The sequence below is a fragment of the Herbiconiux sp. FW305-C-125 genome, assembly GCF_058783455.1.
On record NZ_JBYSYO010000001.1, the window covers coordinates 279,348 to 303,249 of the forward strand.

General features: G+C 61.6%; 32 protein-coding genes. 29 read left to right on the forward strand and 3 right to left on the reverse strand.

Annotated features, from left to right (window positions below; genetic code table 11):
- The first annotated feature begins 132 nt into the window (after positions 1–132).
- From AC3WLB_RS01525 to AC3WLB_RS01660, 28 genes are all read left to right on the forward strand, one after another.
- Entirely contained in the window at positions 133–633 is a 501-nt protein-coding gene (locus tag AC3WLB_RS01525; protein ID WP_492502647.1) for an HNH endonuclease, read from the forward strand.
- Positions 634–985: 352 nt separating this feature from the next.
- Positions 986–1,300, forward strand: a complete 315-nt coding sequence (locus AC3WLB_RS01530; protein WP_492502649.1) for a hypothetical protein — start codon at positions 986–988, stop codon at positions 1,298–1,300.
- A gap of 384 nt (positions 1,301–1,684) precedes the next feature.
- Positions 1,685–1,936, forward strand: a complete 252-nt coding sequence (locus AC3WLB_RS01535; protein WP_492502651.1) for a hypothetical protein — start codon at positions 1,685–1,687, stop codon at positions 1,934–1,936.
- The gene (locus AC3WLB_RS01540; protein ID WP_492502653.1) at positions 1,933–2,304 is read left to right on the forward strand and encodes a hypothetical protein; all 372 of its coding nucleotides are present in this window, start codon (positions 1,933–1,935) and stop codon (positions 2,302–2,304) included. Before AC3WLB_RS01535 ends, AC3WLB_RS01540 begins: the two co-directional genes overlap by 4 nt.
- Positions 2,305–2,310: 6 nt before the next feature.
- Complete coding sequence (locus AC3WLB_RS01545) at positions 2,311–2,580, forward strand: HNH endonuclease (RefSeq protein ID WP_492502655.1); 270 nt, start codon at positions 2,311–2,313, stop codon at positions 2,578–2,580.
- 121 nt (positions 2,581–2,701) lie between these two features.
- On the forward strand, positions 2,702–3,004 hold the full coding sequence (locus AC3WLB_RS01550; protein WP_492502657.1) for a hypothetical protein: 303 nt from the start codon (positions 2,702–2,704) through the stop codon (positions 3,002–3,004).
- On the forward strand, positions 2,961–4,439 hold the full coding sequence (locus AC3WLB_RS01555) for a hypothetical protein (protein WP_492502659.1): 1,479 nt from the start codon (positions 2,961–2,963) through the stop codon (positions 4,437–4,439). The genes AC3WLB_RS01550 and AC3WLB_RS01555 overlap by 44 nt, the downstream gene beginning before the upstream one ends.
- Positions 4,439–5,845 (forward strand): phage portal protein, encoded by a 1,407-nt coding sequence (locus AC3WLB_RS01560; RefSeq protein WP_492502661.1) that lies wholly within the window; start codon positions 4,439–4,441, stop codon positions 5,843–5,845. Before AC3WLB_RS01555 ends, AC3WLB_RS01560 begins: the two co-directional genes overlap by 1 nt.
- On the forward strand, positions 5,829–6,491 hold the full coding sequence (locus tag AC3WLB_RS01565; protein ID WP_492502663.1) for a VG15 protein: 663 nt from the start codon (positions 5,829–5,831) through the stop codon (positions 6,489–6,491). The genes AC3WLB_RS01560 and AC3WLB_RS01565 overlap by 17 nt, the downstream gene beginning before the upstream one ends.
- Before the next feature lie 85 nt (positions 6,492–6,576).
- Positions 6,577–7,050, forward strand: coding sequence for a hypothetical protein (locus AC3WLB_RS01570; protein WP_492502665.1), 474 nt, complete (start codon positions 6,577–6,579; stop codon positions 7,048–7,050).
- 15 nt (positions 7,051–7,065) lie between these two features.
- Positions 7,066–7,962, forward strand: coding sequence for a phage major capsid family protein (locus tag AC3WLB_RS01575; protein WP_492502667.1), 897 nt, complete (start codon positions 7,066–7,068; stop codon positions 7,960–7,962).
- Complete coding sequence (locus tag AC3WLB_RS01580) at positions 7,962–8,099, forward strand: DUF7302 family protein (protein WP_492502669.1); 138 nt, start codon at positions 7,962–7,964, stop codon at positions 8,097–8,099. Before AC3WLB_RS01575 ends, AC3WLB_RS01580 begins: the two co-directional genes overlap by 1 nt.
- Before the next feature lie 16 nt (positions 8,100–8,115).
- Complete coding sequence (locus AC3WLB_RS01585; protein ID WP_492502671.1) at positions 8,116–8,589, forward strand: hypothetical protein; 474 nt, start codon at positions 8,116–8,118, stop codon at positions 8,587–8,589.
- Positions 8,586–9,002 (forward strand): DUF6093 family protein, encoded by a 417-nt coding sequence (locus AC3WLB_RS01590; RefSeq protein ID WP_492502673.1) that lies wholly within the window; start codon positions 8,586–8,588, stop codon positions 9,000–9,002. The genes AC3WLB_RS01585 and AC3WLB_RS01590 overlap by 4 nt, the downstream gene beginning before the upstream one ends.
- Complete coding sequence (locus tag AC3WLB_RS01595; RefSeq protein WP_492502675.1) at positions 9,002–9,373, forward strand: hypothetical protein; 372 nt, start codon at positions 9,002–9,004, stop codon at positions 9,371–9,373. Before AC3WLB_RS01590 ends, AC3WLB_RS01595 begins: the two co-directional genes overlap by 1 nt.
- Positions 9,370–9,792 (forward strand): hypothetical protein, encoded by a 423-nt coding sequence (locus tag AC3WLB_RS01600; protein WP_492502677.1) that lies wholly within the window; start codon positions 9,370–9,372, stop codon positions 9,790–9,792. Before AC3WLB_RS01595 ends, AC3WLB_RS01600 begins: the two co-directional genes overlap by 4 nt.
- A gap of 84 nt (positions 9,793–9,876) precedes the next feature.
- Complete coding sequence (locus AC3WLB_RS01605; RefSeq protein ID WP_492502679.1) at positions 9,877–10,392, forward strand: phage tail tube protein; 516 nt, start codon at positions 9,877–9,879, stop codon at positions 10,390–10,392.
- A gap of 74 nt (positions 10,393–10,466) precedes the next feature.
- Complete coding sequence (locus AC3WLB_RS01610; protein ID WP_492502681.1) at positions 10,467–11,018, forward strand: hypothetical protein; 552 nt, start codon at positions 10,467–10,469, stop codon at positions 11,016–11,018.
- Positions 11,019–11,032: 14 nt separating this feature from the next.
- Positions 11,033–11,335: a hypothetical protein gene (locus tag AC3WLB_RS01615; protein WP_492502683.1), complete on the forward strand. Its 303-nt coding sequence runs from the start codon at positions 11,033–11,035 to the stop codon at positions 11,333–11,335.
- Positions 11,336–11,581: 246 nt separating this feature from the next.
- On the forward strand, positions 11,582–14,446 hold the full coding sequence (locus tag AC3WLB_RS01620; RefSeq protein WP_492502685.1) for a phage tail tape measure protein: 2,865 nt from the start codon (positions 11,582–11,584) through the stop codon (positions 14,444–14,446).
- 16 nt (positions 14,447–14,462) lie between these two features.
- Positions 14,463–15,704: a hypothetical protein gene (locus AC3WLB_RS01625; RefSeq protein WP_492502687.1), complete on the forward strand. Its 1,242-nt coding sequence runs from the start codon at positions 14,463–14,465 to the stop codon at positions 15,702–15,704.
- 88 nt (positions 15,705–15,792) lie between these two features.
- Complete coding sequence (locus tag AC3WLB_RS01630; protein WP_492502689.1) at positions 15,793–16,971, forward strand: hypothetical protein; 1,179 nt, start codon at positions 15,793–15,795, stop codon at positions 16,969–16,971.
- A 53-nt stretch (positions 16,972–17,024) separates the two neighbouring features.
- On the forward strand, positions 17,025–17,774 hold the full coding sequence (locus AC3WLB_RS01635) for a M15 family metallopeptidase domain-containing protein (RefSeq protein ID WP_492502691.1): 750 nt from the start codon (positions 17,025–17,027) through the stop codon (positions 17,772–17,774).
- A 31-nt stretch (positions 17,775–17,805) separates the two neighbouring features.
- Complete coding sequence (locus tag AC3WLB_RS01640) at positions 17,806–18,261, forward strand: hypothetical protein (protein WP_492502693.1); 456 nt, start codon at positions 17,806–17,808, stop codon at positions 18,259–18,261.
- Positions 18,258–18,623: a hypothetical protein gene (locus tag AC3WLB_RS01645; RefSeq protein WP_492502695.1), complete on the forward strand. Its 366-nt coding sequence runs from the start codon at positions 18,258–18,260 to the stop codon at positions 18,621–18,623. The genes AC3WLB_RS01640 and AC3WLB_RS01645 overlap by 4 nt, the downstream gene beginning before the upstream one ends.
- Positions 18,620–18,871 carry a hypothetical protein gene (locus tag AC3WLB_RS01650; RefSeq protein ID WP_492502697.1) on the forward strand — a complete coding sequence of 84 codons (252 nt, stop codon included), beginning with the start codon at positions 18,620–18,622 and terminating at the stop codon, positions 18,869–18,871. The genes AC3WLB_RS01645 and AC3WLB_RS01650 overlap by 4 nt, the downstream gene beginning before the upstream one ends.
- A gap of 68 nt (positions 18,872–18,939) precedes the next feature.
- Positions 18,940–20,586, forward strand: a complete 1,647-nt coding sequence (locus AC3WLB_RS01655; protein WP_492502699.1) for a hypothetical protein — start codon at positions 18,940–18,942, stop codon at positions 20,584–20,586.
- Positions 20,586–21,263 carry a hypothetical protein gene (locus AC3WLB_RS01660; protein WP_492502701.1) on the forward strand — a complete coding sequence of 226 codons (678 nt, stop codon included), beginning with the start codon at positions 20,586–20,588 and terminating at the stop codon, positions 21,261–21,263. The genes AC3WLB_RS01655 and AC3WLB_RS01660 overlap by 1 nt, the downstream gene beginning before the upstream one ends.
- Positions 21,264–21,313: 50 nt before the next feature.
- Here AC3WLB_RS01660 and AC3WLB_RS01665 read toward each other — a convergent pair whose 3' ends face one another.
- Positions 21,314–21,463 (reverse strand): hypothetical protein, encoded by a 150-nt coding sequence (locus AC3WLB_RS01665; protein WP_492502703.1) that lies wholly within the window; start codon positions 21,461–21,463, stop codon positions 21,314–21,316.
- Positions 21,464–21,884: 421 nt separating this feature from the next.
- Between AC3WLB_RS01665 and AC3WLB_RS01670 the strand changes: the two genes are divergently transcribed.
- The gene (locus AC3WLB_RS01670) at positions 21,885–22,136 is read left to right on the forward strand and encodes a DUF3263 domain-containing protein (protein WP_492502705.1); all 252 of its coding nucleotides are present in this window, start codon (positions 21,885–21,887) and stop codon (positions 22,134–22,136) included.
- Here the strand turns inward: AC3WLB_RS01670 and AC3WLB_RS01675 are convergent.
- Both AC3WLB_RS01675 and AC3WLB_RS01680 read right to left on the reverse strand, forming a co-directional pair.
- Entirely contained in the window at positions 22,133–22,486 is a 354-nt protein-coding gene (locus AC3WLB_RS01675) for a hypothetical protein (RefSeq protein ID WP_492502707.1), read from the reverse strand. The genes AC3WLB_RS01670 and AC3WLB_RS01675 overlap by 4 nt on opposite strands.
- Before the next feature lie 275 nt (positions 22,487–22,761).
- On the reverse strand, positions 22,762–23,844 hold the full coding sequence (locus AC3WLB_RS01680; protein WP_492502709.1) for a LysR family transcriptional regulator: 1,083 nt from the start codon (positions 23,842–23,844) through the stop codon (positions 22,762–22,764).
- Positions 23,845–23,902 lie beyond the last annotated feature (58 nt).

A 23,902-nucleotide genomic window follows, 5' to 3' on the forward strand; every position in this document is an offset into this window, starting at 1 on the left:
GCATGGGTTTTCCATGCCCGCACTTCGAAAGGCCCCCAGCTTCGGTAGGGGGCCTTTTCGTGTTTCTAGGTAAAGAAAGTCCCGGCGCTGCTACTAACAGCCCGGGCGTGACCAACTCGGTAAGGAGTTGATATGCCCAATCGTATCCCGGATAACTGCGGCTGGTACATGGATGAGTTCGACCTTGAGCGTTTCTGGCAGCACGTCGACTTTTCGCACGATGTCAGACACGCCGCTGACCCGTTAGCCACTGCTGAGGGTAGCTGTTGGAACTGGGAGAGCCAGCGAGCCAATCCTGTCTACGGGCGCTTCCGCATCTTCGGTAACTGGCAGCAAGCACACCGCGTGGCCTACAAGGACGCGGGCCACAAGCTCGATGAGTCCCTATCGCTAGACCATCTCTGCCGGAACCATGCATGCGTGAACCCAGACCACCTCGAGCCCGTGACTCACATCGAGAACGTCGAACGGGGAATACTTGGGCACAAGACGCACTGCAAACGTGGTCACGAATTCACTCCAGAGAACACGCGACTTGAGACTCGGGGATCTAGGCAGATACGAATCTGCAAAACCTGTCGCAAGGACTATGCCGCCAATCTGTATCAGCGCCGCAAGGCGAACGCGGCCTAACCAACACTTCACGTTCCGCATCACAACACTTCAACACTGGTCCTACCCAGCTCGGTGAGAGAATCCCGGCACGGCGGTCGACCGAATCTGAACCGCGATGCCGAGAACGTGATCACTTCGGACTGCCAACGCGGTACCGAAACCTCCCGGCTGAATAGTCTCCGTATGGTGTGTGCGTGCCCCAAGGGCTAGGCCGGGGTGAGGCCATCAACGGCAGATAAGAACCGAGACAAGCGCGCTAGCCGTGTTGGGCGCGACCCCTTCCAAATTGTCCCGGTCGCCTCCTGATCTTCCCGGCAACAAGGCTGGGTTGACGGCGTGAAGCCGTTTCTCCGTGATGGAGGTGGGCGTGATGCCCCGAGAACAAGTAACACACAACCCAGACCGCATCGTCACATCGCAGTCGCTTACCAGCGGCAGCACATCCGAGATCACCGCCCACGGGCGGAACCTGCACGTCGGATGGAACGCAGAAGCCGGATGGGTGCAAGTCAGCCTCGAGCTCAGCGTCGGAGACATTGAACAGATCGCCACTCCCGACCCGAACATCGGGTACTCCAGCGACAAACGCATGATCTGGTCAGACGTGATGACACGCCGAGACATCAACGCGACCATCGCCGCGCTACGAAAGGCCCGTGACAAGGCTTACGGGCGCGACGAATAACTTACCGGGGACCATTTGCCTGTACTGGCCCGGTACGGATTAGACAGGCTGAGCGGTTTCATGCAGTGGCCCGCCAGGTGAAGACCAAGCAAAGCTGCCGCCCCGCCGAGAGCGGGGGCAGAGATACCGATTCAAGTGGTGCCACACAATGGCATCAGCGGCAAACCAAAGGCCCCCGTTCCTCGTGCGACAACCAAGTCTTCCTGCTGGATGTATGTGCCCATGCGCGCTCCCAGCAGGAACCAACGAAGGGTCGACGATGGCACCCCACGAATGCGCCGGCCCTGACTGCGCATCCATCAGCCACGAACCCATCATCGAGATGGAACCGATCGGCTGGGACGGGCAAGGCGCTGCGCTGTGGCCCTGGCAGACGGAGGAATCATGAAGATCTCCAACGCCGAGCGGCTGCACGCGAAAGTCCTACTTGCCGAGGCTGGTCTCATCGGCTCGGACGCGACCACATCATTCGGGTACATCTGTAAGATCACGCCCGACGACGTTACCTTCGACCAGTTCATCGCCGACATCAAAGCGAGCAATGGCGACACCGTCGAAGACACCTACCGTCTTCTCGCTAAACGGTTCGGCTCCGATTCCGTGCGAGCAGCTGCCATACTCAGGGAGCGAGCATGACTGAAACCTTCGCTCAACAACGCGAACGCATCATCGCAACCAGCGACGTTGACGCCGAAACATTCGACCTCATCGCCTCCCTCGGCTACCAGCCCGAGTCATGGGATGGCATGTGGAAGCTCGTCAGCGACCCCATCGTCTTCCGCGGGCTCGGCGTCATCGTCCTGCGCGAGGTCGTCTACCAAGAAGGCACACACAACGCAGTGATTGTCGGCACAGACGCCGACCCCCGAATCGCGACACGCCTAGTCATCCGCCGAGGCCCCGAACACAAAGGCAAGCTCAGCGTGGTCCTGGCTCTGACCACCGCTGCTGTGTGCTTCGCGTACGTGGCATGGGCTGTCATCACCGCAACCGCAGCCTGGTAGTCAGGCATGAGCACCGGCCGCAACACCAGCCAGCGAGACAGAGACAGAGCACGCATCCGAGCCACCCGAGCCTGCTGCCACATCTGCGGCAACAACATCGACTACACACTCAAATGGCCCGACCCGCAATGCTTCGTCGTTGACCACATCATCCCCCTCCACAAGGGCGGAACCGATACACTAGACAACAAGGCTGCTGCCCACAACCAGTGCAACTCAAAGAAGAGAGCACGCATCGTGGCACCCATCATCAGACGCAGCCACTCACTCACCTGAGACACCCTCACCTGAGGGAAACTCACCCCAGGGGGACCACCCCCCAAGGCCAACCCAGCCGTACCTCCGGGGCTAGGCGATATATCCCCCCACGTTTTTTCCACAAGGGTGGTGATTGATCGTGTCTACTCAGAAGCCGCAGTTGAGGGCTGTGGGTCGTGATGAGGTTGCTGAGCCGGCTCATGTGAAGACGGTTGTGGAGGCGGCGCAGTCGGGTACTACGCGTGAGCTGTTGGTGGCGACTCGGGATCGGATTGCGACTGCGGTTGAGAATCCGAATACGGCTGCTCGGGATTTGGCGGCGTTGACGAAGCGGTTGATGGAGACGGTTCGGGAGATCGAATCCATTGACGCACGTGAGGCGCAGGAGGCTGACGAGCATGCCGAAGTCTCAGATGGCGAGTTCGACGCCTCGGCTGTCTGAGTTTGCGCGGGCTTTCGTCTTCCCGAAGACGATCAAGAAGACGGTTTGGCCTCGCGTGGAGGCTAAGGGCCGTGAGGTTGGTCTGCTGTTCGATTGGTGGCAGGCGCAGCTTGGTTCGGTGTGCTTGGGGTATGACGAGACCGGCAAGTATGTTGCGACGGTCGGCGGGATCGGGCTTTCGATTCCACGTCAGGTCGGGAAGACGTACTTCGTATTGGCTCTGCTGTTCATTCTGTGCATCTTGTTTCCTGGGTTTCAGGTTGTGTGGACTTCGCATCACCTTCGGACGACTAACAAGACGCTGACGACTGCTCGGGGGATGGCTCGGCGTAAGAAGATCGCTCCTCATGTGCGGGCGGTTCGAACCTCGCATGGTGAGGGTCAGGTCGAGTTCGTCAACGGGTCGATGATCATGTTCGGTGCCCGTTCGCAGGGCTTCGGGCGCGGTTTCGATGAGATCGACGCGGAAGTGTTCGATGAGTCGCAAATCCTCGACACTAAAGCGCTCGAGGACATGATTGCGGCGACGAACCAGTCCCGCCATGAGCATGGTGCTCTGCTGTTCTTCATGGGCACGCCGCCGCGCCCCTCTGACCCTTCGGAGGCTTTCGAGGGCCGCCGGGCGAAGGCCCTCGAGGGGAAAGCGCCGAAGGCGATCTGGCTTGAGATTGGTGCTGATCCGAAGTCGGACCCGAACGATGTGTCTCAGTGGCCGTTGATGAATCCTTCGTTCCCGAAGCGCACTCCTCCGGAAGCGATGGAGCGGCTGCGGGAGAACCTTGAGGATGACGACTCTTGGAACCGTGAGGGTCGCGGCATTTGGGACCCTCTGGCGTCGAGTCGGGTCATCGATGAGGTGACATGGGGTAAGCAGGCTGATCCTGCGTCCATGGCTGTTCAGCGGTTGACGCTCTCCATTGAGGTCCCGCCGGATAGGAAGGGTGCTGCAGTTGCTTTGGCCGGGCAGCGCGCGGATGGCAAGTGGCACATGGAGTTGGACGAGGAACGCAACGGCGTCGATTGGGCCATTCCGTGGGTGGTTGCTCGGGCGGAGAAGAACCGGTTGCATGCGGTAGTCGTTGATGAGATGGCCGGTTTGACGGTTGAGAAGCATGGTCGCCATTTTCTGCGTGGAACGAAGATCGAGGTCACGCTCGCTGCGGCTGAGGGCAAAGACATGGCTCTCGCCTGTTCGGCTGTTTACGACGGTATCCATGACGGTACCGTGTTCCACACCGATCAGCCACAGGTGAATGTGGCGCTATCCGTTGCCACGAAGCGTCCGCTGGCGGGCTCGTGGGCGTGGAACCGGAAAGACCCGACATCGAACATCAAGCCGATTGTCGCTGAGTCGCTTGCCCTTTGGGGGGCGCAGAACAACAACGTGAAGCGGCCTCAGTCGCGTACTAGCTCTAGGACGGCGGTGATTCTCTAGTGGTTGCTGAGAAGCTTGCCGTTCCTGGGCTGGATGAGGATGAGACTGTCACCCTGAATTTGCTGGTGCAACAGCTCGCGGAACGTGCCCGCCGCAACCGTGTGCGGTCGAACTACTACGACGGTAAGCGTGCGGTGAAGATGGTCGGGAATGTGATCCCGCCGCAGTATCGCACTCTGGCCCTTGCTTTGGGGTGGGCGGCTAAGGGTGTTGATGGTCTGACGCGCCGATGCAATCTCGAGCAGATGATATGGGCTGATGGGGACATCGGTTCCCTGGGGATGCGAGAGTTGCAGGACTCCAACTTTCTTCTGTCTGAGATTGCCCAGGCAGAGGTGGATTCGGCGCTGCATGGGGTTTCGTTTCTGATCGCCACGCAAGGTGTTGATGATGAGCCGCGAGCTCTGGTGCACGCCCGTGACGCGCTGTCTGCTACGGGTGAGTGGAACAACCGAAAGCGTCGCCTGGATAACCTTCTGTCAGTCACGGAGTGGCGCGATAACCGCATTTCGGGGTTCAACTTGTACCTCGATGGTGTGACGATCACGGCGGAGAAATCCGGGAACGTGTGGGAGGTCGACCGCAACGAGCATCCGTGGCATGTGCCGGCGGAGCCGATGGTTTATCGGCCGCGCACGTCGAAGCGGTTGGGGCGGTCGCGGATCACGCGGGCGGCGATGTCTCACCAGGATTCAGCCTTACGGGCTCTGGTGCGTCTCGAGGGCCACATGGACATTTACTCGATCCCCCAGTTGGTAATCCTGGGCGCGTCGGACGCGATGTTCAAGAACCCGGACGGGTCGTACAAGCCTGCTTTTCAGGTAGTTCTTGGGCGCGTGTTCGGTATCCCTGATGATGATGAGCAGGTGAACCCGCGCGCTGATGTGAAGCAGTTCGCTGCTTCCTCACCGGAACCTCACCTGGCTGATCTGAACGCGCTTGCGAAGCTTGAGGCTCGCGAATTCGATCTCCCTGATGCGGACTTTGCTCTCACTGATCTCGCCAACCCTACGAGCGAAGGTTCGTACATTGCGGGCCGCGACAATCTCGTGGCTGAGGCTGAGGGCGCTATGGATGACTGGTCGATTTCGATTCGTCGGACGGTGACTCGGGCTTTGGCGATGCAGAACGGGTTGTCGGAGATCCCGAAGTTGTGGGCGTCGATCGATACGGAGTGGCGGTCACCACTGTACCTGTCCCGTTCCGCGGCTGCTGACGCGGGTTCGAAGATCGTTGGTGCGGTGCCGTGGCTTGCTGAGACGACGGTTGGTTTGAAGCGTCTGGGTCTCACCCAGCAGGAGATCGATCTGGCTCAGCAGGAGCGCCGTAAGGCGACTGGTCGGGCTGTGGTTGAGGCTGTCGTGGGTCGGGCACGGGAGGCATCACAGAATGCCATCTCCGCGTGAAACTCGGGCCGCTCTTCAACTAGTCACGGGTGATGCTGTTGCTGCCGCTGTGGACATCCTCAACGGCACCAACGGCGCTCCGGAGGCTCGCCGCCTCGCTCTTCTAGATGCGGTGCCTGATCTGATCGGGTACTTCGCTGACGGGTCTGCAGCGTTGGCGGTGGACTTCTACGAAGAGCAGCGCGCGGATGCCGGCGCGAAGCAGGTGTTCACGACCAAGTTTGTTGTGAACGACCGGACGGTGAAAATTCGCCGCGGTATTGCGTGGGCGTCTGAGCCGTTGTTCGACGGCAACGACGGTGACGCAGCGGCCAGGCTTGCGGAGATCGTGCAGTTGGAGACCGCGAAGCCTTTCCGGGACACGATCACCACGAACAGGCGTGCTGACCCGTCCGCGGTTGGGTGGCGTCGCATAACGAGTGGCGGGTGCAAGTTCTGTCGGATGCTCGCTGACCGTGGCGCTGTGTACAAGGAGTCCACGGCGCGGTTCGCGGCGCACCCTAACTGTCATTGCACGGCGCAACCAGTGTTTGGCGAGAACGACTTCGGCCCGGAAGCCTCCCCGTTGCAGTACATGGCGTCGAGGCGTAGTCGGACGGCTAAGCAGCGCGCTGACCTCCGCGACTACCTGAATTCGTTCTATTGAAACTTCCCACGACGTGGGGTGACGCTACGGCCGCGTTCAAGGCCGGTCTGATGTTCGACGGAACAGAAACGGATGAGTACCGGAAATGACCGAACCAACTGACCCCACCACCGATCCGACTAACCCGGATGGCGGTGACCAGAAGTTCACACAGGCCGACATCGACCGGCTCGTCGCGAAAGCACGGGCTGAGGAGAAGCGGAAAGCGACCGAGAAGTTCGCTGACTACGACGACCTGAAGTCGAAAGCTGAAGGCGCGAAGACGGTGGAGCAGCAGCTAGCTGACCTTCAGTCGAAGCTCGCGGCTGCAGACGCTCGGGCGCTGCGATCCGATATCGCTGCTCGCTATGGCATCAACGCCGAGGACCGAGACCTGTTTCTGACCGGTACTGACGAGGTGACGCTCGAGACGCAGGCCACGCGGCTTGCTGAACGGGAAGCCGACCGGAAGAAGAACGGCAACACCGCCCGCAAAGAGGGCGCTACCAGGACAACTAACGGCAACTCTGACCAGGACATGCGCGAATTCGTCGACAGCCTGTTCGGAGCGGCCGACTAACCGAAAGGCAACACAATGGCATCATTCGCCACCGGGTCGCTCACGATCCCGAAGCAGAAAATCGATCCTTGGCTCGGCAAGATCCAGAACGGGTCCGCTGTCGCCGAGCTTTCCGCTCAGACCCCCATGACGTTCGGTGAGGGCGAGTCGTGGACGTTTGACATCGGAGAGGCCGAGTACGTCGCTGAGGGCGGCGACAAGGGCGCTTCGACAATCACCCCGACCACGAAGACGATCAAGCCCTTCAAGTTCCACAAGACTCTCCGTTTCAACGAAGAGGTTCTGTGGGCTGACCAGGACCGCCGTCTCGAGGTCGTCGATGAAATCCTCAACCTCATCCAGCCGGCACTCTCGCGTGCGCTCGACTTCGGTGTGTTCCACGAGATCAACCCGACCGGTGGAGCGAAGGTCACCGCGATGAACGGTGGCCTGTGCGACACCACGAACTCGGTCGAGTACGCGTCTGCTGACAAGCCGTACGTGAGCCTCGACGCGGCTGACGCGCTTGTTCTCGCTGACGGGTATGTGCCGCGTGACATCGCTCTTTCGCCGCTGTACGCGTCGAAGTTCTCGGCGCTGCGCGGGACGAACTCGGAGCAGAAGCTGTACCCCAACTTCCGTCTCGGCGTCGCAACCAGCGAGCTCGACGGTCACCGCGCATCCGTGTCGAACACGGTCGACGCTGTGGGTGTTGCCGCTGTTGCGACGACCGCGCTGGCGTTCGTGGGTGACTTCGGCGCGATCCGGTGGGGTGTGCAGAAGTCCATCGGACTCGAGGTCATCCGTTACGGTGACCCGGATGGTGGCGGTGACCTGAAGCGCAAGAACCAGGTTGCGTTCCGCGCGGAGGTTGTTTACGGGTGGGGCATCGCCGACCTTAACGCCTTTGCAAAAGTGATCGACGCTGCCTGATGGCTCGCCTGGTGAACGTCAACTCCGGCGCTGTCGTCGAGGTGGCGGACGAGAAGGTCGATCGTCTCGGTTCCGAGTGGGAACCGGCTGATGGCGAGAAGAAGCCCCGCACCACGCGGGCCAAGAAGTCCGAATAACGGGTAGGGGGCGGTCATGGCTGTGACGCCGGATAACATCGCGGTTGCGCTTGGTGTGGCCGCCCCCGAATCCGGGACTATCACTGCTCAGCAGTGGCAGTTGTGGATTGATGAAGCAGAAATGCTGATCGACCTGCGGGTTGAGCAACTTGGGGCTGATGAGCCGTCCGAGTTGACGCGTGACTATGTTGTGCGGCAGGCGGTTGTGGCGCAGGTGAAGCGTCCTGACGATGCCACCCAGGTCACGATTTCGGTGGATGATTCGTCGTCGTCACGCACGTACCGGTCGGGTAAGGGTCGGGTAACGATTCTTGATGAGTGGTGGTCTCTCCTCGGGCTCACTGCTCCTACGGGCGCGTTCGCGATCGACATGCTCGGGCTGGGCTCGGTTCATCTTCCGTGGTGTTCGCTGATACTGGGTGCGAACTACTGCTCTTGTGGTGTGGATATCGCGGGGGTGCCGATCTTCGAGGGTGGCGAGGATCTGTGAATCTCGGGTGGGATATTGCCTCGAACCTGCCGGAGTTGCGTGCTCAGGCTGAGTCGCGAATGTTCGACCAGTGCACGATCGGGGTAGAGGTTGTGGAAACCGACCCGGTGACTTTGGATGTGACACGCACCGTTGGGGATGAGCACTACTCCGGCAAATGCCGCCTGTCATCGAACTCTTCAGCGGTAACGGATGGCAACGCGGCGGCGCAGAATTTCGTGTCGCAGCAGTTGATCCTTTCCGTGCCGGTCAACGCTGCTGCTGGTGTCCGCGAGGGCGACTTGATCGTGTATGGGCCGGTTGAGGCTGCCACGGGTGATCAGTCGTTGGAGGGTTCCCGGTTGCGGGTGATGGCCTTGACGATCGGGTCGCAGATGACAGCTTCCCGGTTCCCGGTGGAACGGATCTCCTGATGGCTGATGACATCGATTTCGACTTCACCGACCTGAAAAAGCTGGTGGCCGACCTTGGCAAGGCAACGGTCGAGATAGTTCCTAACGTGCGTAAAGCCGTCGAGGTAAGTGCGCGAACGGCGAAGGATCTGTGGCGCGAGGACGCGGCCCGGCTGAACCGACGCCACGCCCGCCTGTACCCGCGCAAAGTGTCGTATGACATGGAACTCGGTACGGATGGTGTGATCGGCGCTGAGGTTGGTCCGGTGCTCGGCGGGCAAGGTTCTCTCGGTCTCATCGACGCCCCGCAGGGCACATCGGCTCGGGTTGCTCGAGCGGTGGAGAAAGACTTCGTTGAAGGTCTGTTGAAGGCAACGGAGGGCCAACTGTGATCGTCGAGCACGCGAACGCGGTGAAGTCACTGCTGGCCGCTGATGCCCCGTTGGCGGGGAAAATTGAGGACACCGTGAAGGTGAACTCCACCGGTGGGTTGGTGCGCGCTAACTATGCGGTGTTGTATTTCGGTGGGCCGGCGGCGCTTGATGATGATCGGTTGACTTCGCTGCAGTACGCAACCTCTAGGGCGGAGTGGGAATTCACGGTTCGGTACGTGGGTATTGATGCGAACTCGTGCCGGCTGATGTTCGCGGCGGGCAACGCGGCGCTCATGGCGAAGGTGCCTGTGGTGGCTGGGCGGCAGTGCACGCCTATCAAGTACATCTCCTCCGATGAGGTGGCTGAGGATCGCAACGCGACGCCTTCGCTGTTCTATGTGGATGCCGATTACGGCTTCAACTCTGACCCAATCTGACGGGTCTCCAATTTCAACCTCACACAACCGTGTGGGGTGCCCGATGGGCATCGTTCGGTGGATGAATTCGAAAGGTGAACACTCATGGCTGATGTGGCCGAGTCGCTTGTTCCCCCGCCCGCTGTTGATCAGTCGGGCAACCTCACTATCTGGTGGGTTCCGACCATTGCGGATACGTCTGCTCCGAAGGCTGCGACGGAGATTGGTGCTGCTGGTTCGTTCCGGCTGACCTACTCGTTCACTTCGGATGGTTGGACACTTGCGGGCACGCAGGAGAAGAACCCGGATGACCGCCTGACCCTGAAGCAGTCTCTTGAGTCTCTTGGTCGAAAGGCTACGACTCTGACCCTGAAGTATGTTGACTCGACGGATTCGGGTTCTGCCGCGGTGGTCCTCCAGGAGGGGCTTAGCGGGTACTTCGTGGAGCGTCGCAGTATTCCGAACTCGACTCTTGCTGCGGCTTCTCAGAAGGTGCGTGTCATCAAGGTGACTCTTGGTGCGCAGAACCCCGGTCCGATCGATGGGACCGGCAAGTTCACGATCCTTCAGGAAGTTGCGATCGGCAACGTCGTGGGCGCTCCCGTCGCTCTCGCGGCGTAACAACTCCTGCCGGGTGGCTTTCCACCGGGTTGCCCGGCAGGTCTCTTTTCGTTCGGTGGTCGGTGGAGGTTTTCATGTCCTCGTTTGAGGAGAAGTTGGCGCGCGCTAAGGGTGCGTCGCGGAAGTTCAATGATGTGCAGGTGGCTTTCGACGCGGATGTGGCTGATCGTCGCGCTGAGCTTGAGCAGCAGATTCTTGAGGCGTCAAAGGATGCGCGTCTCGCGGCAGACCCGGCTGCGGAGGCACGTGCCGAGCTCGAGCGGCTGCTTGAGTCAGAGCGTCACTCTCTCACCACGTTCCGGTTTTACCGGATGCCTGGCAAGGATTGGGTTGAGCTGACGGCCCGAAACCCTCTCCGGCTGGATGCTCCCCTGGATGCCCAGTACGGGTACAACTTCCACGGTGCCTGCAAGATGGCTGCCGTCCGGTCGGGGTACCTGCTCGAGGATGATGTTGAGACGCCGCTCACTGCTGAGCAGTGGGATGACGTGTGGGAGACACTTTCGGGCGCTGAAGTTACCCTGCTTTCGGATGCGATCTGGGAGCTGAACGAGTGGGGGCCGGCTGCTCGTGTGCAGGAACTAAAAAAAGGATCGGCGGGAGCCCCCGCTTCCGCGCAGAACTGAAACTTGCCCTTTCGATGGGTGTGCCGCCGTCGCAAATGTGGGCTGAGTTCTCTGAAGACGACATCGACATGCTGATCGCTGTTCGCGCTTACGAGGACGACATCGACCCGCAGACAGGAATGCTGCTATCTGAGGCGACGAATCCGGGGGCGAGTCCCACCGAGTATTCCGTTCCGTATAGGTACGTGGCAAAGCCCCATCAGACGAACTGGGCTTTGAAAGCCAAGCTCGACCGGATGGACGAAATGCGTCGAGAGCACGGCGATACATGGAACCCGAACGGCATCTTCATCCCGGTCGAGAAGGTTGAGTACTAGGCGCGAGCCCGCACCCACGAGAGAACCACGCCGACCACGGCTGTGAGCGCTCCTGTGATTACAACATCGCCTCCGCCACTTAGAAGTGTCCCGGCTTGCGTTAGCGCGCCGACGAGCATCAAGACGATTCCCACAACGAGCTGGATAGCTCCGATGAGAAGAATCGTCTGCCACACCGGTGCCGAGGTCCCCCTATTTGGCATGCCCTGAGCATACAACTCCACACGCCCCGGACGGGAGGTTCTTGTGACCAACCGTACCGTGGCAGTCTCGCTCACCGCACAGGTCTCGAGCTACATCGCCAACTTCAACGCGGCTAAGAAGGCGACGCAGGGAACCGCGGATGCCGCGGCTGACGCGGAGCAGAAGTTTCAGCGGCAGAACGCTGCGATGACTCAGGTCGGCGTTGGCATGGTGGCTTTTGGGGCCATTGCTGCCGCCGCGGTCGGCCTGGCCGTGGCTAAGTACGCGGAGTTCGACGAGGCCATGTCGGCTGTGCAGGCAGCTACTCACGAGTCCACGGCGAACATGGCATTGCTGCGGGACGCGGCGATCGAGGCCGGCGCTTCCACGGTGTTCACTGCGAAGGAAGCGGCGAACGCGATCGAGGAGCTGGCCAAGGCTGGCGTTTCTACTGCAGACATCCTCAAGGGCGGCCTGGCTGGGGCGCTCGATCTGGCGTCGGCTGGCGGTCTTGAGGTGGCGGACGCTGCTCAGATCGCTGCTACTGCGATGACTCAGTTCTCTTTGAGTGGCGAGCAGGTGCCGCACATCGCTGACCTGCTCGCGGCGGGCGCTGGTAAGGCTCAAGGTTCGGTTGAGGACCTGTCGCAGGCGTTGAACCAGGGCGGCCTCGTCGCCTCGCAGGCCGGCTTCTCGATCGAGGAGACTACTGGCGCTCTTTCTGCGTTCGCGGCTGCTGGTCTCCTGGGATCGGATGCCGGAACTTCGCTGAAGACAGCCATCTTGGCTCTCCAGAATCCGTCCACAAAAGCGCGTGACGTGATGGATCAGTACGGCATCAGCGTCTATGACTCTTCCGGGAACATGCTTTCCTTCGCTGGTATCGCCGACCAGTTGCAGGGCAAGCTCGGTGGGCTGACTGATGAGCAGCGCAACGCAGCGTTGGCAACGATCTTTGGTAATGATGCCGTGCGCGCGGCTAACGTCCTGTACGCCAACGGGGCGAAGGGTATCAACGAGTGGACCGCCAAGGTCGACGACAGCGGGTATGCAGCGGAGACTGCGCGAATCAAGCTCGACAACCTCAACGGGGACATCGAAAAGCTTGGTGGGGCGTTTGACAGCGTTTTGATCAAGACGGGTTCGGGCGCGAACGATGCTCTCCGGCTCTTGGTGCAGACCGCTACTGGCCTGGTGGACGCATTTGGTTCCGCACCCCCACTGATCCAGCAGGGTGCGTTGGCTTTGACTGCGGTGGCAGCTGCCGCTGCTCTCGCTGGTGGCGCTTTCCTCATTGGGGTCCCCAAGGTGGCAGAGTTCGCTTCAGCTCTGCAGACCCTTTCCGGTTCTGATATTCCGGCTGTGGCGGGTGCTGCTGCACGGTTGACGCAAGCAACATCCCGAGCAGGGCGAGCCCTGTCGGCGACAGCAAGTTTCCTCACCGGCCCGTGGGGTGTTGCCACCGCCGCAGCAGGGGTTGGTATTTCGCTACTGACTCAGTTCATCAAGGCGGGGCAGAGCTCTGCGGAGGAACTGACTAACGCCTTACTGACCGCGAAAACCGCGTCTGATTTGCTCGCAACTGCAGCTAAGTCCGACGCGGTTACGGCGACGGTGTTTGGTGATTACAAGGATGCCCTGTCGGATCTTCCGAATCTGCTGGATAAGGTCAAGGCCGGCCAGGACAACGTGATCAACAACTTGAGCATCAGCGCTAACGAGTACGGGGCGTTGAACTCGATCCGAAGCCTGGGCACGAGCCTTGGCGATCTGGCTAAGACGGACCTACCTGCTGCGCAAGCGGCGATGCGGCAGTTGCGTGACGCATACGGTCTAACGGATCTTCAGGCTGTGACGCTCATCAACACGATGACCGATTACAAGGATGCGCTGCAGTTGGCGGCCGGCGAGGAAGGCATCAGTCTCACCTCTGGGTCTGATCTTGAGAAGCAGCAGAACCTGCTGTCGGTGGCATTCGGGTCAACCGCGAAGACGAGCTCATTCGCGGCACAGTCCTACAGCGACGCAGCGAAGACAGCGCAGGATCTGAACCAGCAAATTCTTGACCTTATCGACACGGTGAACGAGTCGAACAAGGTGGGTCAAGACGCCGTTTCTACGAACGCCGCCTATCAGCAGGCCATCGCAGATGTGGATGCCTACATTGCGAAGGCTGCTGAGGGTGTCGAGGGTTACTCGTTCGGTTTGGATGAGGCCACCGCTTCAGGGTCCGCAAATGCGGAGATGCTGCGCGGTATGGCATCTGATTCGCAAGCTGCCGCTCTCGCACAGTTCAACCTGGACGGTAACACGGCCAACTATCGGTCGACGCTCGAGGCTGGTCGTCAGGCTGTGATCGATCGCGCCATGCAGCTGGGTGCCACGGCTGATCAGGCGCAGATCTTGGCTGACAAGATCTATGCAATTCCGACTGAGAAGCAGTTCACGATGATTGCGGAGACAGCGCAGGCGAACCAGGACATTCAGCGGGTGCTTGACCTGTTGAACTCGGTTCCGGAGATCCGGCGCACGTCTATTGGCGTGACGGTGGAGACGGATCAGATTTTCCGTGTTCAGGGTCAGGCTACTGGCGGTGCTGTTTACGGTCCTGGTGGGCCTCGAGACGACCGTGTGCCGCGGCTGCTTTCGAACGGTGAGCATGTTCTTACTGCTGCTGACGTGGCTGCTCTCGGCGGCCAGGCAGGCGTTTATTCGTTCCGAGCGGGGCTGCACAGCGGCATGGGTTACGCCAACGGTGGAGCCGTGTCGAGTCGAGTGAATGTGAGCCCGACAGTTTCGCTGGCTGGTGCCCGCGTGGTTGTCGATATTGGCGGTCAGACCTTCGAGGGGATTGTTCGCAGCACGATCGGCAACAGCAGCCAACTCATTGCTGATGGTCAGCGCGCCAATACTCGCGCGCTTCGGTAGAAGGTAGGAGTCGACGGTGGGCACATTTCAACTCGGTCGGGTGGGTCTCGAGAATACGACTGGTGAGGTTCACGGCTGGTCATCTGGCGGTTCCGGGGTTCGCGTTTCTGGGCACACGAAGTGGGGTGACGGCTCTGACGCGGTAGCTGAGGCGTTGGTTGTTCGGGAGCAGATGCTCGGCTATGTGGAGCAGGCGGACGAGGACTTCGTTCCCGTCGTCTGGTCGGAACAGCCAGAGATCAACGGCTTCTACCGGGTGACGGGTCTCAGCGTGGATTCGTCACCCAAAGGTGCCCCGTATGGTGTGTTGGATTGGTCTGTTGATCTGGTGCGTGTGCAGGGTTTCGCTGCCCCGTTGGTGGAGTTGACGCAGCTTGGTTTGATGCGGTCGGACACGACGGGTTGGGGTTCGCGGTCGAATGGGTTTGGGTTGCCGGCGTCTGCTGAGTCTGCGCTTGAGGTGTACCGGGTGACTGGGTTGCCGCAGCGGAATGGTGTGGCGGAACTGTTCACGCGTCCTGGTGAGTCGGGTGATGTGGTGGCGTGTGAGGCGCGTTCGGATTCGTCGATGATCGCGTATTACATTGACCCGGCCCGTTTTTATGATGCGGCGGCGACGTTGCGGATGGGTGACCCGTTGCGGGTTGTTGTTGGCCGTCAACCCCAGAATGTGGTGGGTTCGTGGGTGTTGGGGAATGGGCTTTTGGAGGTTCGCCCGTTCTTTGAGGCCGGGTTCGCGTTGCAGTTCCGAATGTGGCTGGGTTCGGAGTGGTCGGTGTGGGAGTCGATCACGTTCAAGAAACTGTTGCCTACGTCGACGTTGCCTGCCCCGCACACGATCACGGTGTCGCGGAATTCGCCGGAGGCTGTGACGGTTCGGTTGCTGTCGAGTTTCGGGTGGGTGCCGTTCACGGTGGATCTGACGTTGCGGCGTGGGGCACGGTACGTGCAGACGGTGTACTCGCAGGCTGGTGGTTTGGGGACGATGGTTTCGTTGTCTAATTTCTCGTCTCCTGGGGATGTTGACCCGGCGGGGTGGGATAAGACGGTCAGTGGTGTGACGAAGTTTGTTGCGTCGAACGTGCCGACGAGTAGTCCCCCGAATTTCGGCCCTGTGTCGATTCCGGTCCCGGATTGGCAGTTCTGTTTCGGCATGACGGATGGCGTTACGTATGGTGCGCGCACGGATGATTCTGCGCGGAGCGTGGATGAGTGGTTTTGGGCGGCATCTGAGAAGCAGTCGGTGGTGGCGCAGTGAGCATCACGGAGAAGATTCTGGGCGTCGGCAAGTGGTCGGTCGAGCTCGCACCGGATGCTCCATCCATTGAAGAGTGGGGTGAGTCTGAGTGACGGTCACGGAACGGCTGATGGGTGTTGGGGCGTGGGGCCTGACGCTGCACGACGACACTCCCCGGCATGTTCTTGACCTGTTGGATGTGCGCCGACCCGGGGTCGGGTTCGGGCATGTGGTGATCACGGCGACACCGGTTGATCTTGGGTTGGGTGATGGGATTCTGTCACTTGCGCGGTATGCGGGTGTGTACCGGAAGCAGCCGTCTGAGTTTGAGATGTCCGGTGCCGGGTTGGCGGTGTGGATTGGTGATGAGGACGGTAAGGGGCCCTCGTATCCGGGCCGTTTCGGGGACGAGGTTGACGGCACGTTTGAGGGGTGGATTGACGCTATCCGACCTGACGCGTTGACCGCTGGTACGGTGTCGTCGATCGCTGGCGGGTTTCTGAAGTGGTACCACCGGACGGGGTTGCGGCTGCCTCTTGATGAGGTGTGCGAGTACTTCGGCGCGGAGTGGCGGGTGAACCCTGACTTCTCGTTCGACGCCGGTCTGCCCGCTGATTTGTTCCAGATGGACCCGACTGCGGTGGTTGTTCGCCGTAAGGGTGACGGTGGCCGTGATTACAACATCACCGGCATTGTCGGGGATCTTGAGGTTGAACGGGATCTTGAGGATTGGGTGCGCCGCGCCGTGCACTATTTGGGCACGGAGGAGGCCCCTGTTGTCGGGTTCGGGGATGGTGGCGTCACTGAACTGAACGTTCCGTACCGTGGCCCTGACGGTTCCGCGATCGACATGGACTTGCTGACAGAGGAGTTCGGCAACCTCCCGGATGGCACGTCACCGACTGACGCGCAGACCGCGGCGGATGCTGCGGCGGCGAAGGATTTCGGTAAGTTCCGTTACCCGCATCAGGAGTTGACGGTTTCGTCGGTGTCGTACGACATTGGTGCGGATGTGCGTGTTGGTGACAACGTGTACGTGTTCGACCGGTTGCGTGGCATCTACGACGAGAACAACCAAGTCCTGTACCGGGGGCAGGTCATTTACCCGGAGATCATCCGGTGTGTGGGTCAGACGTGGCCGATCCGTCGCGGGATGGGCGTGTATTTCCGCGGGTTCACGAAGGCTGATTCGTCGTGGGAGACGACTTGGTTGGATCTCACGAATTTTGTGGACTGGGAGACCGGTGACACAACGGTGGAGGTTGGCGCGAAACCCCGCACCTCCTGACCTATTCTCTCGAGCCCCGCTAGTCGGGGCTTTCGTCGTTTAAGGAGGCCGTCATGGCGTTGTATCCGAATGGTCGAGCACCCGACTCTGCGCTCGTCGTCTACCGCGGCTGTAAGGCGTCCCCGGACATGGCACGCCGTGTGGCGTGGGTGGAACGGGAGTACATGCGCCGCAACCCTGGCGGCTACATCACCCCGAACGAGATCTACCGCGACTACGACGCGCAGGTGTACTGGAAGCAGTACTGGACCGACCGCGGATACCCCGGAAACGCGGCAGCACCGGGTTACTCGAATCATGGCGACTGGGATGTTGGGGCGGTCGATTGGGACGCCGACGACATCGGGTTGCGCACCGAGCTCGCAGCGATGGTCGGGCTGATCCGCACCATGCTGCCGCAGGAGTCGTGGCATTACGCCGTGCGCGGCGACCCCCAAGTTGACCTGTCCGGCTTCAGCGCGGACACCATCACCCCTATTGAGGAGGACGACATGTACACAGACGCTGACCGGTCTTTTGCGGCGGCAACGAACGCTGGAGTGGTCGACACGGTTGTGCGCCTGTACCGCATCGAACAGAAGTTGGATGAGCTGCGCGGCTGGGTCGGGGTGAACAAGTGGGCCCTGACCGGCAACGAGAACCCCAGCGCCGGTCTGCGGTCGATGGTCACTGCCGGGTTCGCGAAGCTCGGCGCTGTCCTGGATGACGTGAGTGATGACGTGGAAGACATCAAGTCGTCCCTGCCTGCCGCTGTCGCCCCCGATCTCGCGAAGATCAAGGCCGACATCCAGCCGAAGGACTAAACCCCTCCTCGACCCTCGAGAGGGGTATCTCATGCGTCGATTGTTCGCCGCGACAATCTGGGCTGAGGGCGCGATCCCGTTAGACGAGTGGAAGTACCGCAACCTGAAACGGGTGTGGCTTCCGCTCTACGACGTGATCGCGATCATCGCCGGATACTTCGCGTTCGATCAAGGTTCGAACATCCTCAACAGGCTGTTCCCGCCGACAATCATCGATCTGCTCGGCATCACCATGATGGTCGTCGCCGCCGTTTGTTTGGCCGGGGTTGCGTTCCCACATTTGTGGCCCGTGGAGATGGTCGGGAAAGTGCTGCTTCTGGGCATGGTCGTCAGCTACATCGCAACGATTCTGCTTCTGTCGGAGAAGCCGTTCACGAACCTGTTCGTGGTTGCGATGCTGGCCTGGGGGCTCCCACTTGCCCTGTTTCGCCTCAATCTCCTCGGCGAGGAGTGGAAGGAACGCAACGCGGAAGAGGCCACCGCATGAGCCCGGAGCAGTGGATAGCAGGAATCATCGTTGCCGTCCTCGGTCTCGCGGGTTCCGTGTTCGGCGGTTTGGCGTTGCTTGCGGGCACGAAAGGTAAGACCAAGGCGGACGCGAAGACCGCTCTTGACGCACGGATTGACGCCCGAGTGAAGGCCGAACTGGATCGCGTCTACACCCGCCTCGACGAGTTCGAGAACCGTGACGTGCGACGCACCTCAGCATTCACCCGCATCCTCAGGGCGATCGCAGCCCAGTGGACGGGCGAGTCGACCGGCCCAAACCTCGACCCGGCAGACATCGCCGAGATCGAAGACACCATCCCACCGCAGTGGATCAGACAGAAACTAAGGAGCACAGAATGAGTAACCCCAACCCCACTTACACCCCGAACGTGATCGTCCAGAACCCGCTGGTTCGGAAGATCGCCGGTAACGTTCTGGCCGGCGCAACCCTCATCCTGTCCATCGCGACCCTCGTGGACGGTGCCATTGAGGCGATCAACTATTCAGACGTGACCGGGCCTGCCGCGATCATCGTCGCCGGCCTCTTCGGAATCTTCCAGCTGACGGTCACGAGCCCCAATGTGCCTACGGGCAAGCACTCCGCCTGACCCCACTCCCGCTCTACCCTCTGCCCCGTCATGGGGCTTTTTGTTTGCCCTGATTGAAAGGCGGCACTGTGAGCGCCCATAACCTGACTGTGCCGCTTCTCATCGGCAACAGTGTGCCCACCCAGTCGCGCGGGTCGGCAACGATCGGTATCGCGCCCGCGTACCAGTTCCAACGCGCCGATGGTGCCGTGAACTGGCCTGTCGTGGTCACCTACCAGACCTCTGACGCGGAGTTCGTGATCGAGGGCCTGGAAGACACCGACTCCAACGGGGAGAAAGTGACCTGGCAGATGCGGGTCACATTCCTCGACAAGCGCAACCAGGTCGTTGGCGGGGGCGCTGCGGTGCTGTTCCAAATCCCGGACGCCGCCCCCACGGGAATCGCATACCCAGACGGGGTGACGGCCGTGGATGCCGTCACGAACCCCGAGTACGGACCGACTTGGGCCGAGCAGGCTAAGGGGTGGCGTGACGAAGCGGAAGGATTCCGCGACGAAGCCCTAGCAGCCAAAGACGCCGCCGAGAGCGTCGGCACCATCGCAGATGCTCAGATCGCCTCAAGGGTAGCCGACGAATCCTCTGCCACGACCGCCGAGCTCGGAGCCCGATACGCGTCTGTCACCACGCTCGCCGAGGTGGCGGTGATGGCGTCGCCGTCGCCGCAGAACGAGTCGTCGCGTCCGCGATTCCGGCGTGCTCCCGAGCTTGACGGCTCCCCGGTGTTCGACTTCTCGCAGGTCACGGTGGCCGGGTCGATCACCCACGCCAACATGGTCGAGTTCGCGGCCCACGCGGACCCGAACAAGCGGTGGTGGCTGTTCTACTCCACCGACCACTCGACCCTCCACAACCAGTCGGGCATGTTCGCGGCGACCGCCCCCAGTCCGTTCGGGCCGTTCACCGACCGGGGTCTCGTGTTCCGGGACGACACGGGCGGCATCCAGCACGAGACTCCGTGGGTGTGGTGGGACGAACGCCTCGGCAAGTTCGTCTCCACCTACTCGATCCGCAACGCGGCCGAGTCCCCGGTCGTGCCGGCCGCGGTCGGGTCACAGGTGACGAAGTGGGGATACTCCACCGACCTCGTCAACTGGACAGTGGGCGGCATCGCCGCCGACGTGCTCCCCACCGACCCAGGGGACGGCCACACCGGCTACCTGCGCCGATGGGTGATCAGCGGCCGCGAGTACGCCTACTCCCTCTTCGGGGGAACTATCCGTGGCCAGCGGACGATGTGGCGACGCCGGCCCACGAACGATGTCACGTTCCAGCGGGACGTGCGGACGATGAGCAACGGCAAAGAGATGATCCGGCTCATGCCCGGCAAGAGCATCGCGATCACCGGAACGCCCACCACGGACTCCGCAGCCGCATCAGCGACCAACGGGCCGGCCACGGCTGACATCGGGTGGGCGGCCTCCCACATGGACCTGTTCGCGTTCCGCGGCCGGCCCACTGCCCTGTTCCGTGTCGGGCCGCGCCAATCCGGGGGGCTCGTCAACGACCAGACCCTTGTCACGGGTGTCCTATCCACGTCGATGAACGCGCTGGCCGAACCGCCAACCGAGCTCGACACCGGCGCGGACGCAGCATGGGAGGACTCGGACGCGAACTTCGACGCCCTCGGGAACGTGTTCACCTTCCAGGGCCGGTGCTTCTTCATGTACCGCTCCGGGGGCCACCAGGGCGCGTTCGGGATTGGAGAGATCTACTGATGATCGACTTCGACCAGAACAGCCGCCCCCTCCTCGGGGAACCGACAGCACGCCACTACTGGGACGGCAGCGACGGCACACTCCCGTCGTGGCTGACCACGTACCCCACCACCGCATCCACCATCGGTGAGGGTGCCACCTACACAATCCAGGTCCCCACCACAGCCGTACCAGGGTTGTTCATGTCCACCGCCGCAGCTATCTCGAGGTCGGCTATCCTCACCGGTCCCACGTTGGATCTCACGAAATACCGTGCAGTCAGGTTCCGTATCCGGTTCGACGCAAGTTCTGCAGGAACCACCATGGGAATACTTCAGGTCTGTCTCACCGACGCCGCCACACCAACCCGAGGAGTGCGGTTCGGTAAGTTCCGCACCGACTCCACCGCGGAACCGACACTGATCGCTGTCACGGCGGCGAGCACCACGAAGCTGATCCAGTCAGGGTTCCCGTACTTCCAGAACGCCAGGAAGTACGACGTGTCCCTGCTGCTCGACTGCGTGGATAAGGACGTGTACCTGATGATGGACGACACCGTAATCGACGTGTGGCCGTCTGTTGGATCGTTGATGGATATCGGTACCGTGGCACCGTCGTTCCGTCTGGCGAACAACAGCACCACGAGTTCTGCCCGCAGCGCAACGGTCCGGTCCGTCACGGTCGAACGCTGGGTGTAAAGACCTCGAGCCCCTGGCTTCCCTCGGGAGGTCAGGGGCTCTTTTCTCGTTTACCGCTCGACCCCCACGTTGAGCATCTGCCACCCCGCTGGCACCATGCCACGCAATTCCGTGTACCCGGTGTCGTAGTCGCCCGCCTCAACTTCAACAGTGTCGAGTTCGCGGGTTTCGACGTTACGAATCGTGGACGTGATCCTCATACCCCGATCCTCCCACCACCCACCGACAGTCAATCGTGTGAGGGCGGTGTCTCATTCAACTCGGGCCGCACGCTCTTGTGAAGCGCTGACCGGTAGACGCGCGCTGCAGCGTCCTCCAATGTCGGGAACGGCCCCAACCTCTCACCGGTTACCGTGACCGCCCAATACGCCCACCCGTCGTCGCCGAGCAGGTGGGAGATCACCGCGAACCGTTCACGCGTCCCAGGCTTCGGCATCGCCCATTCCGTGGCTCGAAGGGTCTGGACCGGATGCCATGACGGTTTCTCGTACGGGCGCGACATGAGAACAGGGTACGAGCAGGCACCGACAACGGAACTTTGTTGCCCTTTACGCGGCAGTGAAGGGTCAAGCAAAACTCCGGCAAAACTCCCATGTCGGTGGCCGGCGGCACAATACCGTCATGCTCACACCAGACGACAAACACATCCTCGACTTCGAAGAAACCAACTGGGCAACCGGAAGGTGGGAGAAAGAAATGCGGTCGCGGCGACAACTCGGACTCACCGCCGTCCGATACCAACAGAGACTCAACGCGATCGTCCGCGACCCCGACGCGCTGCCGTACAACCCGCAGCTCGTGTACCGGATCAGGGCACGCATGGAACAGAGACACCGCGAAACCGCCGCACGCACTATGCCTCGAGACGCCTAGCAGAAAGCCTCTGCGGCGGTGAACAACGCACGCACGTTCGCCATGTACTCCGCCTCAGTAACCCGCGATGAGCCCTGCACGGCTGCCCAATTTGTCTGAGCCGCCGCAACCTCCTGCTCTATCGTCCAACCGTCCGCAATCTTGTCGCAGTTCACACGCATCGAAACCAGCAACTGCTCGTCGGGCAACTTCCCCACGCTGGTTGATCCGTCCCTATCGAGAGCGTTCAAGAAACCTTGCTCGCGATTGTGCTGCAAGACAGCCGGAATTGTGATGGCTGCAGCCACCGTGATAACCAATAGCAGCGCAATCCCCCACCCCCATAGCGGCACGCGGCGGATGATATGCATCGACTCCCCCTCAGAAATCCTGGACCGAGCATAGCGCCAGGAATCGCGCTGGGCGAACTGTGTAGGCAATGTAGGCACGCCTACAATTCAGGGGCAGGAAGCCCTATTCTGGTGACTAGGCGAAACCTCGTCTACCCGCATAAACACTGACAACTTAGCCACGGCGAGGGGAACTGACGGCGGGTTCGATTCCCGTCATCCCCTCTGTGCTGTTCGCTGCGCCGCCGCTTCTGCGGCGCAGCGCGCCCCGCGGCTCGGGGTGGATGTCGAGGCCACTACTCACGTGGCTCCGGGACACCGCCGCTTCTGCGGCGTCGCGCGCCCCGCCCCTCGGGGGCTCTGTCTGGGCCACTTCCTCGGTCACTCGGGGACGCCGCCGGTTCCGGGGTGACGCCGAGAAGTTCTCGGGACATCGACTTGGTGTGGTCGCGGAGGGTCTGCGCGACGGCGGCGACCGCCGGTAGGGCCAGCGCGTCGGGGCGCACCACCATCCAGTAGGAGAGTTTCTCGACGAACTCGTCGGGGAGCAGGCGCACCAGATCGGGGTGCCGGTCGGCCACGAAACAGGGAAGGAAGCCGACCCCCGCACCCGCCCTCGTCGCCTCGACGTGCACGAAGACGTTCGTCGACGTCAGCGAATCGCGCATGGCCGGAACGAGCCTGCGCGGCGCATCGAGATCATCGACCTCGAGCATCGAGTCGATGAAGTAGACGAGCGGATGCTCGCACAACTCCTCCGCCGTAGCAGGCGTCCCGTTGCGTTCGAGGTAATCGCGCGAGGCATACATGCCGAGCGTGTACTCGCCGAGCTCGAAGGTCTCGGCCCGGTTGACCTGGGGGCGCCCCACGACGACCTCGATGTCGAGGCCGAAGCGGTGCTGCAGTGCCCGGCGCGTCACGGTCACGATCTCCACCCGCAGATCCGGATGGCGCCGCTGCAACCGGGCCACCGCCGGTGCCGCCACAAATGCACTGAAGCCGTCCGTCGCCGACATGCGGACCACACCGCTCAGCCGAGGCGGTTCGGCCGGGTCGGCGGGATCGGCCGCCAGCATCGTCATCGCCGACTCGATGGCCTCGGCGGCGTGCACGGCCTGTCGACCCAAGGGGGTGACCTGCCAACCACCGCCGGCCCGCGTGAGCAAGCGCCCACCGAGACGGCGCTCCAATGTCGCGATCCGTCGGGAGATGGTGGTGTGGTTCACGCCCAACGTCGCGGCCGCGGCCGTGAACCGTCCCGTGCGCGCCACGGAGAGGAGCACGAGCAGATCCTGCGGATCGGGCGGACCAGGGGCGGTCGTCGGCGTTCCGGGCTGCACATCTGCAATTATGCACACCCGCTGCGACCAACTGGCCATTGTCCCCTCAGAGATCTGCACGAATACTCGTCCTGTCGACGATGTCACCGCCGGTCGA

What these genes read in the sequence shown, in the direction of transcription:
- AC3WLB_RS01525 (WP_492502647.1), top strand. Translation starts at nt 133, where the DNA reads ATGCCCAATCGTATCCCGGATAACTGCGGCTGGTACATGGATGAGTTC.
- AC3WLB_RS01530 (WP_492502649.1), top strand. Translation starts at nt 986, where the DNA reads ATGCCCCGAGAACAAGTAACACACAACCCAGACCGCATCGTCACATCG.
- AC3WLB_RS01535 (WP_492502651.1), top strand. Translation starts at nt 1,685, where the DNA reads ATGAAGATCTCCAACGCCGAGCGGCTGCACGCGAAAGTCCTACTTGCC.
- AC3WLB_RS01540 (WP_492502653.1), top strand. Translation starts at nt 1,933, where the DNA reads ATGACTGAAACCTTCGCTCAACAACGCGAACGCATCATCGCAACCAGC.
- AC3WLB_RS01545 (WP_492502655.1), top strand. Translation starts at nt 2,311, where the DNA reads ATGAGCACCGGCCGCAACACCAGCCAGCGAGACAGAGACAGAGCACGC.
- AC3WLB_RS01555 (WP_492502659.1), top strand. Translation starts at nt 2,961, where the DNA reads ATGCCGAAGTCTCAGATGGCGAGTTCGACGCCTCGGCTGTCTGAGTTT.
- AC3WLB_RS01565 (WP_492502663.1), top strand. Translation starts at nt 5,829, where the DNA reads ATGCCATCTCCGCGTGAAACTCGGGCCGCTCTTCAACTAGTCACGGGT.
- AC3WLB_RS01570 (WP_492502665.1), top strand. Translation starts at nt 6,577, where the DNA reads ATGACCGAACCAACTGACCCCACCACCGATCCGACTAACCCGGATGGC.
- AC3WLB_RS01575 (WP_492502667.1), top strand. Translation starts at nt 7,066, where the DNA reads ATGGCATCATTCGCCACCGGGTCGCTCACGATCCCGAAGCAGAAAATC.
- AC3WLB_RS01580 (WP_492502669.1), top strand. Translation starts at nt 7,962, where the DNA reads ATGGCTCGCCTGGTGAACGTCAACTCCGGCGCTGTCGTCGAGGTGGCG.
- AC3WLB_RS01585 (WP_492502671.1), top strand. Translation starts at nt 8,116, where the DNA reads ATGGCTGTGACGCCGGATAACATCGCGGTTGCGCTTGGTGTGGCCGCC.
- AC3WLB_RS01595 (WP_492502675.1), top strand. Translation starts at nt 9,002, where the DNA reads ATGGCTGATGACATCGATTTCGACTTCACCGACCTGAAAAAGCTGGTG.
- AC3WLB_RS01605 (WP_492502679.1), top strand. Translation starts at nt 9,877, where the DNA reads ATGGCTGATGTGGCCGAGTCGCTTGTTCCCCCGCCCGCTGTTGATCAG.
- AC3WLB_RS01610 (WP_492502681.1), top strand. Translation starts at nt 10,467, where the DNA reads ATGTCCTCGTTTGAGGAGAAGTTGGCGCGCGCTAAGGGTGCGTCGCGG.
- AC3WLB_RS01615 (WP_492502683.1), top strand. Translation starts at nt 11,033, where the DNA reads ATGGGTGTGCCGCCGTCGCAAATGTGGGCTGAGTTCTCTGAAGACGAC.
- AC3WLB_RS01635 (WP_492502691.1), top strand. Translation starts at nt 17,025, where the DNA reads ATGGCGTTGTATCCGAATGGTCGAGCACCCGACTCTGCGCTCGTCGTC.
- AC3WLB_RS01640 (WP_492502693.1), top strand. Translation starts at nt 17,806, where the DNA reads ATGCGTCGATTGTTCGCCGCGACAATCTGGGCTGAGGGCGCGATCCCG.
- AC3WLB_RS01645 (WP_492502695.1), top strand. Translation starts at nt 18,258, where the DNA reads ATGAGCCCGGAGCAGTGGATAGCAGGAATCATCGTTGCCGTCCTCGGT.
- AC3WLB_RS01650 (WP_492502697.1), top strand. Translation starts at nt 18,620, where the DNA reads ATGAGTAACCCCAACCCCACTTACACCCCGAACGTGATCGTCCAGAAC.
- AC3WLB_RS01660 (WP_492502701.1), top strand. Translation starts at nt 20,586, where the DNA reads ATGATCGACTTCGACCAGAACAGCCGCCCCCTCCTCGGGGAACCGACA.
- AC3WLB_RS01665 (WP_492502703.1), bottom strand. Translation starts at nt 21,463, where the DNA reads ATGAGGATCACGTCCACGATTCGTAACGTCGAAACCCGCGAACTCGAC.
- AC3WLB_RS01670 (WP_492502705.1), top strand. Translation starts at nt 21,885, where the DNA reads ATGCTCACACCAGACGACAAACACATCCTCGACTTCGAAGAAACCAAC.
- AC3WLB_RS01675 (WP_492502707.1), bottom strand. Translation starts at nt 22,486, where the DNA reads ATGCATATCATCCGCCGCGTGCCGCTATGGGGGTGGGGGATTGCGCTG.
- AC3WLB_RS01680 (WP_492502709.1), bottom strand. Translation starts at nt 23,844, where the DNA reads ATGGCCAGTTGGTCGCAGCGGGTGTGCATAATTGCAGATGTGCAGCCC.